The sequence below is a fragment of the Caballeronia sp. LZ034LL genome, assembly GCF_031451215.1.
Classification (GTDB): domain Bacteria; phylum Pseudomonadota; class Gammaproteobacteria; order Burkholderiales; family Burkholderiaceae; genus Caballeronia.
Genome location: NZ_JARUXR010000002.1, coordinates 503,119 through 513,199, shown reverse-complemented (window position 1 = coordinate 513,199; position 10,081 = coordinate 503,119). Strand labels below are relative to the sequence as shown.

14 protein-coding genes are annotated in these 10,081 nt (G+C 62.9%); 8 read left to right on the top strand and 6 right to left on the bottom strand.

The annotated features are described in order from the left end of the window. From QCE83_RS16690 to QCE83_RS16670, 5 genes are all read left to right on the top strand, one after another. Window positions 1-441: amino acid ABC transporter permease (locus QCE83_RS16690; protein WP_309812971.1), on the top strand; the 441-nt coding region annotated here is incomplete at its 5' end. Window positions 442-488: 47 nt separating this feature from the next. Beyond that, on the top strand, window positions 489-1,244 hold the full coding sequence (locus tag QCE83_RS16685) for an amino acid ABC transporter ATP-binding protein (protein ID WP_404985211.1): 756 nt from the start codon (window positions 489-491) through the stop codon (window positions 1,242-1,244). A 53-nt stretch (window positions 1,245-1,297) separates the two neighbouring features. Then, window positions 1,298-2,536, top strand: a complete 1,239-nt coding sequence (locus QCE83_RS16680) for an FAD-binding oxidoreductase (RefSeq protein WP_309812964.1) — start codon at window positions 1,298-1,300, stop codon at window positions 2,534-2,536. A gap of 36 nt (window positions 2,537-2,572) precedes the next feature. Next, complete coding sequence (locus QCE83_RS16675; protein ID WP_309812960.1) at window positions 2,573-3,169, top strand: GNAT family N-acetyltransferase; 597 nt, start codon at window positions 2,573-2,575, stop codon at window positions 3,167-3,169. Between the two features lie 269 nt (window positions 3,170-3,438). Then, window positions 3,439-3,816, top strand: a complete 378-nt coding sequence (locus QCE83_RS16670; RefSeq protein WP_309815412.1) for a cupin domain-containing protein — start codon at window positions 3,439-3,441, stop codon at window positions 3,814-3,816. A gap of 124 nt (window positions 3,817-3,940) precedes the next feature. Here QCE83_RS16670 and QCE83_RS16665 read toward each other — a convergent pair whose 3' ends face one another. Next, window positions 3,941-4,267: a hypothetical protein gene (locus QCE83_RS16665; protein ID WP_309812958.1), complete on the bottom strand. Its 327-nt coding sequence runs from the start codon at window positions 4,265-4,267 to the stop codon at window positions 3,941-3,943. Here QCE83_RS16665 and QCE83_RS16660 point away from each other — a divergent pair. Together QCE83_RS16660 and QCE83_RS16655 are read left to right on the top strand one after the other, a co-directional pair. Next, complete coding sequence (locus tag QCE83_RS16660; RefSeq protein ID WP_309815407.1) at window positions 4,211-4,729, top strand: DnaJ C-terminal domain-containing protein; 519 nt, start codon at window positions 4,211-4,213, stop codon at window positions 4,727-4,729. The two genes, QCE83_RS16665 and QCE83_RS16660, sit on opposite strands and share 57 nt — an antisense overlap. Before the next feature lie 5 nt (window positions 4,730-4,734). Further along, on the top strand, window positions 4,735-5,055 hold the full coding sequence (locus QCE83_RS16655; protein ID WP_309812955.1) for a chaperone modulator CbpM: 321 nt from the start codon (window positions 4,735-4,737) through the stop codon (window positions 5,053-5,055). A 65-nt stretch (window positions 5,056-5,120) separates the two neighbouring features. Here QCE83_RS16655 and QCE83_RS16650 read toward each other — a convergent pair whose 3' ends face one another. The 3 genes from QCE83_RS16650 to QCE83_RS16640 are packed head-to-tail and all read right to left on the bottom strand — an operon-like array spanning window position 5,121 to window position 8,396. Then, window positions 5,121-6,083, bottom strand: a complete 963-nt coding sequence (locus QCE83_RS16650; protein ID WP_309812952.1) for a LysR family transcriptional regulator — start codon at window positions 6,081-6,083, stop codon at window positions 5,121-5,123. Between the two features lie 38 nt (window positions 6,084-6,121). Then, window positions 6,122-7,474 (bottom strand): MmgE/PrpD family protein, encoded by a 1,353-nt coding sequence (locus tag QCE83_RS16645; RefSeq protein WP_309812948.1) that lies wholly within the window; start codon window positions 7,472-7,474, stop codon window positions 6,122-6,124. 25 nt (window positions 7,475-7,499) lie between these two features. After that, window positions 7,500-8,396 (bottom strand): glycine betaine ABC transporter substrate-binding protein, encoded by an 897-nt coding sequence (locus QCE83_RS16640; RefSeq protein ID WP_309812946.1) that lies wholly within the window; start codon window positions 8,394-8,396, stop codon window positions 7,500-7,502. 175 nt (window positions 8,397-8,571) lie between these two features. Here QCE83_RS16640 and QCE83_RS16635 point away from each other — a divergent pair, with 175 nt between their 5' ends. After that, the gene (locus tag QCE83_RS16635) at window positions 8,572-8,748 is read left to right on the top strand and encodes a hypothetical protein (RefSeq protein ID WP_309812944.1); all 177 of its coding nucleotides are present in this window, start codon (window positions 8,572-8,574) and stop codon (window positions 8,746-8,748) included. A 9-nt stretch (window positions 8,749-8,757) separates the two neighbouring features. On the opposite strand, the gene QCE83_RS16630 is transcribed toward QCE83_RS16635, so the two are convergent. Both QCE83_RS16630 and QCE83_RS16625 read right to left on the bottom strand, forming a co-directional pair. Beyond that, a complete protein-coding gene (locus tag QCE83_RS16630) occupies window positions 8,758-9,129 on the bottom strand; it encodes a GtrA family protein (protein ID WP_309812943.1) in 372 nt (123 codons plus the stop codon). A gap of 83 nt (window positions 9,130-9,212) precedes the next feature. After that, window positions 9,213-9,908 (bottom strand): class I SAM-dependent methyltransferase, encoded by a 696-nt coding sequence (locus tag QCE83_RS16625; RefSeq protein WP_309812940.1) that lies wholly within the window; start codon window positions 9,906-9,908, stop codon window positions 9,213-9,215. Window positions 9,909-10,081: the final 173 nt, after the last annotated feature.

Genomic DNA, 10,081 nt, shown 5'->3' with positions numbered 1-10,081 from the left:
GCCACCAACAAGGTCGTTACGCAGATGGCGGCGGCGGTGATCGGCCTCGGTCTCGCGCAGGCCGCGTATGTCTCGGAGATCGTGCGATCGGGAATCCTGTCGGTGTCGGCGGGACAGAGCCGCGCGGCGCTCGCGCTCGGCATGACGCCGTTGCGCGCGATGCGTCACATCATCTTTCCGCAGGCGATGCGCGTGGTGATCCCGCCGCTCAGCAACGAAGTGATCTCGATGGTCAAGGCGACGTCGCTCGTCAGCGTGATCGCCTACACCGAACTGCTCACGACCGTGCAGGTGATCTACGCGCGCACCTTCGAGCAGATTCCCCTGCTGATGGTGGCAGTGATCTGGTACGGCGCGATCACGACCGTGCTGACGCTGATCCAGAGCCGGATCGAGAAGCGTCTGAACAAGTCGGTGAAAGTGATGAAGAAGGAGAAGTGATGAGTGCCATTCCAGACACCCACGCCGCTGCACAGCACCGCAAGGTGATGGTCGAGGCACGCGAGGTCGGCAAGCATTACGGCGCCTTCGAAGTGCTGAGCGGCATCAACCTGCGCGTCCATCAGGGCGAAGTGGTATGCATCATCGGACCGTCCGGTTCGGGCAAGTCGACGCTGCTGCGTTGCATGAATCACCTCGAACATGTGAACGCCGGACGGCTTTTCGTCGATGGCGAACTGGTCGGTTATCGGCAGGACGGCAACCGGATCTACGAGCTCAAGCCGAGCGAAGTGTGTTTGCGGCGTCGCGACATCGGCATGGTGTTCCAGCATTTCGATCTTTTTCCGCACATGACCGCGCTCGAAAACCTGTGCCTCGCGCCGCAGGTCGTGTTGAAGCGCTCGAAGGCGAGCGTCGAGAAAGACGCGCTCACACTGCTGGAGCGGGTCGGTCTCGCCGACAAGGCGCAGCACTATCCGTCGCAATTGTCGGGTGGGCAGCAGCAGCGCGTGGCCATCGCGCGGGCGCTGACGATGCAGCCGAAGATCATGCTGTTCGACGAACCGACTTCGGCGCTCGATCCGGAACTGGTCGGCGAAGTACTGAAGGTGATGCAGGACCTCGCGAAGTCCGGCATGACGATGGTGGTCGTCACGCACGAGATGGGCTTCGCGCGCGAGGTCGCCGATCGCGTGGTCGTGATGGACGGTGGCCGCATCATCGAGGATGGACCGCCCGGGCAGATCTTTTCGAATCCGCAGACGGACAGAACCCGATCGTTCCTCGATCGGCTGCTGGCCTGATGGCCTGATGGCCTGATGGCCGCATTTACAGCTTTGGAACGGGGCTTCTTGCAATGGTCGATACAGTGATGGTAATCGGCGGCGGCGTCGCCGGACTGTCTGTGGCGCGCAATCTGCAATTGCTTGGACGCAAGGTCGCGATCGTCGATCCGTTGCCGTCGCCGGGCGCCGCGTCGTTCGGCAACGGCGGCTTCATCTCGCCCGACAGCTTCATGCCGGGCGCGCAACCCGGCATGCTGCGCAAGGTGCCGGGCTGGCTGCGCGATCCGCTTGGCCCGCTCACCATCCATCCGGCCTATGCGCCACAGGCTTTGCCGTGGTTCATCCAGTGGCTGCGAGCCGGCCAGATCGACCGCATGACGACCCTCGCGAAGAGCCTGCACGCATTGCATGCTCCTGCGCTGATCGAATGGCGCCGTCTGCTCGGAGACGAGCTTTATTGCCGCTACATTCGAGAGGATGGCGAGGCGATTCTCAGCGACGCGCCGCCGCAGGGCTCGGCCGCCGACGTCGAACGGCAGTTGACCGAGCGCTACGGGTTGAACGTCGAGACCCTCTCGCGCACCGACATCGAGCGTCTTTACCCGGGAATAGACGCTGCGGTGCAGTTTGGCGTTTTGAAGAAAGGGAACGCACATACCGTGAGCCCGGCGGAACTCAATCGCGCGCTTGCCGAACGGATCGTCGAGCACGGCGGGACGTTTCATCGGGAGAAGGTGCTGAAACTGATTCCCAAAAACGGCGAATGGCTGATCCTCACCTCGACAGGCAATCACAGCGCACGCGACGTCGTGGTCGCGGGCGGCGTATGGTCGATGCAGCTGCTGGCGCCGCTCGGCATCCGCATTCCGCTCGAAAGCCAGCGTGGCTATCACGTGATGGTCGACACCGAACGGGTGAAGATCAGTGTGCCTTTCATTCATCGTGGTCGCGCGATCGGCCTGACGCCGATGCTCGACGGCCTGCGCATCGCGGGCAGCGTCGAATTCGGCGGCGTCGACGGCATGCCGAACGAACAGCGCGCGTTGCACGCGCTGCAGCAGGCGCGGGAGCTGTTCCCCGCGCTGATCGAAGCGCCGCATCGAATCTGGACCGGACAGCGGCCGTCGACGCCGGACAGTCTGCCGGCGATCGGCGCGGCAGGCGAACAGCCGGGCCTCTGGCTTTGCTTCGGGCATGGGACCTACGGGATGACTGCGGCACCGCCGAGCGGGCGCATGCTGGCCGATCTCATTACGTCCGGACAGCCGTCCATCGATCCGGCGCCCTACTCGCCGCGTCGCTTCCATTGAAAGCAAGACGTTACTGATGCATTCGAGGAGTCCAGGATGAGTGGTGCAGCACGCGTGAGAATGCTCTCGGCGGACGAAGTCACGGCCTATGTCGAACCTCTTGCCGATGTCCTGATCGACTGCGTTGAAGGCGGCGCGGCAGTCAGCTTCATGTTGCCGCTTGCCAGGCACAAGGCAATCGAGTTCTGGGAACGTGCCGCGAGCAATGTGGCTCGCGGCGAGCGAGTCTTGCTGATTGCGGAAGATCTTGATGGCCGAATCGTCGGTACCGTGCAGTTGATTACCTCTTTCCCTGAGAATCAACCCCAGCGCGCGGATGTTTCGAAGATGCTGGTGCGTCGCGATGCGAGAAGGCAAGGCGTCGCCGCGAGCTTGCTGGCGGCAGTCGAAGACGTCGCACGCGAGGCTGCAAAATCGGTCCTGCTGCTCGATACGGAGACAGGCAGCGAAGCAGAACGACTTTACGAACGCGCGGGCTGGCAGCGGGTCGGCGAAGTGCCAGACTGCGGTTACACGCCTGATGGCAGGCTCTGCGGGACGACTTTCTTCCACAAGCGACTGTCACCCGGTGATGTCCGGATTACGGGCGCGACGCGAACGCGGCGCTTCCGCCAGGGATTGCCGGTCGCGTGACACGTTTCCCATCAAGGTTCATTCGGCGAAGGACAAACCGGTGTGCCCTTCCGCGCGCATGTCGAAGGTGTTGAGCGTCAGTTGGGTCATGCGTTGGAGTTGGCGCAGCGCTCCAGGCCGAGCGGGACAATCGGCGCATCGGCAGGCACCTTCACGCACACATCGGGGCGAGGCGCCCCGCTCCGTTCAAGCCCGATCCTTAGGCCGCGTGAGACCAACCTGAAGAACACACCCGACATCCGGACAGCGTGGAGTGACAGCGCTATAAGCTGCTTTTCATTTACGACCGGCGCTCCACGCATTCCTACGTCCGCCTCATCGATTCCACCGGGTGGAAACCCCTGGCCGGCTCCGAAGGCGTCGAAGTGCTCACGCTCGCCAGCGACTTTGACGAACCAGGCAAAAAGGGCCGGCGCACGCGCCTCGTGCGGTTCGCACCGGGCGTCGAAACCCGCGACCCGCTGATTCACGACTACTTCGAAGAGACGTTCCTGCTCGCCGGCGATGTCCGCGGCATCCGGCAGGCTGCGGCCTTCGGCACGTTCACCGAACAGGCATTCGTGCGCCGGCCCCCCGGCACGCCTCACGGACCGATCCGCTCCGAGGGCGGATGCGTTCTGCTCGAGATGCAATACTTCCCGGACTGAGTTCTGCCGGATCAACCGAACGTCCGGCCCTGCGGCCCTGTAGCCCCCCCAGCAGCACACGACGCGCATCCAGAATCAGGATTCCCATGCCGAACAAGACAGCAGTTGGCTTCATCGGGCTCGGTCAGATCAGGTTCTCAAGGATCCCGAGCAGCGAGCGGCGTTCGACGCGCTCGGCACCGGTTACAAGGACGGCGAGGAAATCCGCCCTCGCCCGGAGGCGGGTGGCGCATATGGCAGCGCATACGGCAGCGCCAGCGAAGGCGACGCACAGGCTGCGGAAGACTTCTTCAGCGATCTGTTCGGGAGGCATGCACGCCAGTCGGCACGCTCCTACGCGCCCGAGTGGCCCGGCGAAGATCTTCATGCCAAGGTCACCGTCAGCCTCGAAGACATCTACAACGGCGCGCAACGGACCCTGTCCCTGCAGACGCCCGTGATCGACGATCAAGGACGCGTCACGTATCAGACGCGCACGCTCGACGTAGCCATACCGAAAGGCATTCTCGACGGGCAACGTCTGCGGCTCGCGAGTCAGGGCGGCCTCGGCATGGGCAATGCACCGCGGGGCGACCTGTACCTGGAGATCTCCGTCGAGACGCCCAGGCGGTACCGCATCGACGGGCGAGATGTGACCACCGATCTTCCGCTCGCGCCCTGGGAAGCCGCGCTCGGCGCGGAAGTCGTCGTGCCCACGCCCTCGGGAGACGTCACGGTGACGGTTCCCGCGGGATCGTCGGCTGGCCGGCGTCTCAGGCTCAAAGGCCGAGGCATTCCCGGCAATCCTCCCGGCGATTTCTACGTGATGCTGGGCATCGTCCTGCCTCCCGCGGATACCGACGCCAGGAAAGCCGCCTACGCCGAGATGCATAAGGCGCTCGATTTCGATCCGCGCGCCCACTTCTACAGGTGACCCTCATGAATGGAAACGATCCTTCTCATCTGCACGGCGAGATCGTCGAGGAACGCATCGAGTTCACGATGGTCGAGCTGTGCCGCATCACCGGTGCATCGCACGAAGATTTCGCCCAATGGGTCGAAGAAGGCGCGTTCGAGCCGCAGGGTACGCGCGTGGAGGAGTGGCGGTTCAGCGGCACGTGCCTGCGCCGCGTCATCACCGCGCAACGTCTGAAGAGCGATCTGGAGCTGAACGCGCCGGGCGTCGCACTCGCGCTGGATCTGCTCGATCAGATCGAGGCCTTGCGCAAGCAGCTTGCGCGTTACGGCAACCATGGCTAAGCCCACGACGCCGGTTGAACATGCCGCGGGCGGCGGCTGATGGACTCATCGTTCTCCGACCGCCCCTAGCTCAGATGCAGCTTCGCCCCGACGTCAGGAAGCCGCGCCCGGATCTCGGCGAACACGCCCTTCTCGAGCACCCGCCGACTGGTCTGGTAAAGAAATTCCGCCGTCTCTTCGTATTCGCCCGCACGCGAAACCTGAAAGATCGTGCGCACCAATGGCGGATCGGCAACCGGGATGGCCGCGATGTCCTGCAAGTGCGCCCGCCCCTGCAACAACGCGAGGGCCGGACAGATCGACCATCCCAGATCGGCCGCGACCATCGCCAGGAGCACGTCCGCCGCGTCGATCTCGAGATGGCGATCGGCGCTCACGCCACAGCGCCGCAGATACCGCTCCGTCACCGCGCCATAGTGCGAGCGTTTGCTGAAGCGGACGAACGGCAACTCGCGCGCCAGCGTCTGAAGATCGGCTGAACGATATTGCTCGCGCCGCGCCGCATGCACGACGAGCAGCGACGGCTCCACGAACAACGGCCGCCGCACCAGGTTATCCATATCGTCCATGGGATCGGAGGTGACGATCAGATCGAGTTGCCGTTGCAGCAGCGCGAGCGAGAGACTGTCGGCGAACCCGGCACGCAGGACGACCTGATTGCCCTGTGCAATCGTGTGCTTGACCACCGCCGGCCCCACGGTGGCCGCGTACGAATCGATCATGCCGATGCGGATCTCTGGCCGGCCGGTCAGGTCCGCTTCACGGACCACCGCTAGCAGCCGCTCCATCTCGTCGACGACCGTCTGCGCGTGCCGCCGCAGCGCGATGCCGGCAGGCGTGAGCAGCACCGGACGGCGACTGCGGTCGAGCACCTTCGTGCCGAGAATCTCTTCGATCTGCCCGACTGCCTGCGAAACAGCCGACTGCGTGACGCCCAGCGCGCTTGCCGCCGCGGAGATGCTTCCGCTCGACGCAACGGCGTCGAAGACGCGCAAGGCACGGATATCGAGTCGCGATGAATCGCTCACGGGTTATCTCCGGGATTCGGAAGAACGTGGCCGGTCTGTCATCGTTCGACGGGCATGACGCGAATCGTGTCGAGCACCAGTTCGAGCAGCGGCGCCACGGTCTCGCCAGTGTCCGCGAGGTTATCGACCCGCGACTCCAGCGCTTGTGCGTGCCGAGTGTCACAGGCCGTTTCCGCAAAGCGCCGGAACTTGTCGCGCAACGCCGCAGCGCCGAACGGCAGATCGGGATCGCCGAGCGCCTGCGTAGGACCTGAATCGAAGCGCCGCCCGTCGTTCAGCTCGACGGTCACGCTCGCGTAACGCTGCTGCGGAAACTGCGCATTGAATCCAGCATGTTCTTCCGCGCGAATCAGACGGCTGACGCGCAGCACCTCGGGATCTTCGAGTCCGGCGCCCTGGAGCGCGTCGAGGGTGACGGCGCCGTGTTTCAGCGCGACCGCCACCGGGAACGGCAAGCTGTATTGCGACACTTCGGTGGTCCTGGGTTCGGGATGATCGAGACGGATCGCGTTGTGGAACGTCTGGATGCGCACGGCGCGTATCTCGCCGATCGCAAAACCGTATTCCTGCCTGAGCCGCTGCGCCGCGTCGATCGCCGGGTGCGCCCAGCGGCACACTGGCTGCGGCTTGAAGTATTGCTCCATGATGCGCCAGCGCTCGCCGAGATCGCTCCAGTATGCACGCGAAGCTTCCTGCTCCACCGTGACAGCCGGCGCGCCGGTGAAGCCCTGCTGCGCCAGGAAGCCCGCGCTCAGACCCGCCATGCAGCCCCAGCCCGATCCGTCGCGCACCATGGTCGGATGATCGACGCAGCGCATCATCTGGCTGCGCGGCCCATGATATTCCGCGATGCCGAGCGCTTCGCGCGTCTGGTTCGCATCGAGCCTGAGCCGGCGCGCGGCCAGCGCCGCCGCCGCAAGCGCGTTCCAGGCGCCCGACGTGTGGTAGTCGCACGCGCTCGCATGCAGCGCGATGCCGGCGCGTGTGCCGACCTCGTAACCCAGTGCGAGACAGGTCAGGAATTCGCGGCCGCTCATGTCGCGTTGCAGATCGGCCAGCGCAAGCAGCGCCGCTATCACGGTCACGCCGACATGACCCTTGGTCTCCGCGTGCCCGTCGTGGCCGTCGCAACTGTCGATCGTCATGGCCCCGGCCAGTCCCGCGCCGATGGGACTCGCGTGGCGTCCGTCGAAGAGCAGACGGGAACGCAGTCTGCCCGCGGCGAAGAACTCAACGGCATGATCGCTGGCGATCCGCGAGAAGTCCGTGCGCCGCCCCATCATTGCGACGCCGAACAGATCGAGCAGGCATAGCTTGCCCTGCTCCACGACGTGGTCGGGCAGATCATCGAAAGTCAGTTCGTGAATGAAGCCAGTCGTGGATGCTTTCATGGAATGTGCGGCGCTGGCCATGTGATCAAAGCAGTCCGGACTGCTGGAGGAAAGCGCGAGCTACGTCTTGCAGCGACTTCTTCTCGAGATCGACGCTCGCATTGAGGCGAATCATCGTGGGCGTGTCGAGCCGGGCGGCCAGTGCGTTCAAGGCGGGCGCGAGCGTCGGGTTGGCATCGAGCGTTGCCTTGCGCACCACCGGCGCGAGCGTGTTCGGCTGGATGAACCCCTTGTCGTCCTTCAACACGACGAAGTTGAACGCGGGAATGCGGCCGTCTGTCGTGAACACGAGCGCGACGTTGACTTGCCGGTCCTTCAGCGCCTGATACGTGAGGCCCGAATCCATCCGCTTGATCTCACTGGGACCGAAGCTGAAGTCATAGGTCTTTTCGAGCGGACGCAGTCCATCTGTGCGGCCGTAGAACTCGGAGTTGCAGGCGAAGATCATCGACTGCCCGCCGCGCACTACCTTGGCGAGATCGCTGATCGAGGCGATACCCAGTTTCTTCGCCTCGTCCTGATTCATTGCGAAGGCATAGACGTTGTCGACCTTCGATGGATCGAGCCAGACGAGACCCTTCGGCGCATCGAGTTCGCTGACCTTGCGGTACATGTCCTGCGCGCTGAGCTTGTCGGTGAACTTGTCGTAGTTGTTCAGCGCAGTGCCGACGTATTCCCAGTACACATCGATCTGACCATTCTCCTGAGCCTGACGCAGCACCATGCTGCCCATGCCGACTTTCTTGTCGACGGAAAAGCCCTTTGCTTCGAGCAATTGCGCGGTGAGTTCCGCCATCAATTGCTGCTCGGTGAAATTCTTCCCACCAATCACGACCGTTTTCGACCAGGCGGCGACCGGTGGCGCGAGCATCGCCAGAACGAACAGCAGCGCATACAACTTCCTGAGAAATGAATTTTTCATGGCTTTGCTCACTGTCATCAGAGGGCGGGACAGGGTCGACTCGGCGCCCTTATCATCGGGACCACATTGCAAGCCGATACTAATGTCATGAGCCAATAAAACAAAAATAACGTGGCAGCTTAAGCGAATCTAATACTGATATGAAAGCCCGTTAATTTCGTTATCGGACGAAGGTGTGACCTCGGCCGGCATCGTGGGCGTCGTGGCGAGTCTCGTCACGAAGTCGATGCTCTCAGCCGAAGCGCGCGGCGACCCGAGGCGCAAGCTGGAAGAAGCCGGTGAGTCCGACATGATGGCGCAGCGGCTTGCGCAGCATGTCCAGGAGGTTTGCGTTATGCAGGCGGACAAATAGCGGGCGCGGCTACTGGCGCGCGGGCCCTTCACGCAAGGCCCAATATTTGTTGCCGATGAATCCCACGATGACATACACCGGGATGCCGCTCAACTGTGCAATGTAGGGCGCATGCGTGATGTGCAGGACGAGCAGGACCACGCCGAGATTCGCGAGATACGAAACGAGCACCACGACGAGAAAGCGCAAAGCCGCGTGGCGCGTGGCGGCCGTTTGAAACGTGAACTTGCTGTTGAGCGCGAAACTGATCGCGACACCGACGCCGTAACCGATCATGTTCGCGATCACGGGCCGTGCGCCCGCTGCCTGCACGCCGAGGATGATGGCGCCCGCGAGCACGGTGTTCAGGCCGCCGACCAGCAGATACTTCAGGAACTGCAAGCGGACATTGCGACTGGAAGTTGCATTCGCAATCATTGATGAGAAATCAGAGTGGTGAGCGTGGGGATGCCGGCAACACGGAATCAGGCACCGGTTGCGTACACGGCATATTGCGCACCGAGCGGCACGTGAGTCAGATATTTTTCCAGCGGACGCAACGCGGCGAGTGCGTGCGGGAAAAAGATACGGTAGCGCACTTGAACATCGGTAAAACCGGCATCACGGCACGCGCGCTGCATCTTGGACGCGGTGATGAGCCTGGCATTGACATCGAATTCACAGGTATTCACCGCGCGTACGGTCAGCGGATTATAAGGGTTGTGCTCGAATATCACGAGCGTGCCGCGCGCCCCGACCACGCGATGCAATTCACGCAGCAGACTCACATGCTCGGCATGATCGATGTGATGAAACACGCACATCGCATAGGCGAGATCGAATTCACCGGGCTCGAACGGAAGCGTGCGCCCGTCGAAATGCACGAAGCGTGCGTCATCCGCGAAACGGCTCTTCGCCAGTTCGAGAGACCGCTCCGATACGTCCGCACACGTCAGCTGCGCGGCAGGCAGGTATTGGCGCACCCACGGCACCGACGTGCCCACGCCCGCGCCGAAGTCGAGCATGCGTGCGGGCACGGCGTTGCGGCGTGCCATTTCTTCGGCGATATCGCGAATCTTGTACTCGGCAAAAAACGCCGGACCTTCTCCGGACGCTGAAATATTTTTTGTATGTAGCGCGAGATATTCGTCTGCAAAGCTATCGAATTCGGCCTTGTCCATACGCGTGCTCTCTCCCTTTCGTTCATTCGTCTGCCCTATCCGGGCCACTCGTTACTGTAGCGCAACGCGCAGCTTGACGAGGCCTTGAAGATTCATCAGATGTACTGGGCTTACAACTTCTTTCATATGCAGAAGACACGGATCGAGACATGAAATTCTTGTGTTTGATTTCG

Bases quoted from the DNA above. Each gene is read 5' to 3' on its own strand.
- QCE83_RS16685 (WP_404985211.1), top strand. From the start codon at position 489: ATGGTCGAGGCACGCGAGGTCGGCAAGCATTACGGCGCCTTCGAAGTG.
- QCE83_RS16640 (WP_309812946.1), bottom strand. From the start codon at position 8,396: ATGAAAAATTCATTTCTCAGGAAGTTGTATGCGCTGCTGTTCGTTCTG.
- QCE83_RS16645 (WP_309812948.1), bottom strand. From the start codon at position 7,474: ATGAAAGCATCCACGACTGGCTTCATTCACGAACTGACTTTCGATGAT.
- QCE83_RS16655 (WP_309812955.1), top strand. From the start codon at position 4,735: ATGAATGGAAACGATCCTTCTCATCTGCACGGCGAGATCGTCGAGGAA.
- QCE83_RS16680 (WP_309812964.1), top strand. From the start codon at position 1,298: ATGGTCGATACAGTGATGGTAATCGGCGGCGGCGTCGCCGGACTGTCT.
- QCE83_RS16625 (WP_309812940.1), bottom strand. From the start codon at position 9,908: ATGGACAAGGCCGAATTCGATAGCTTTGCAGACGAATATCTCGCGCTA.
- QCE83_RS16675 (WP_309812960.1), top strand. From the start codon at position 2,573: ATGAGTGGTGCAGCACGCGTGAGAATGCTCTCGGCGGACGAAGTCACG.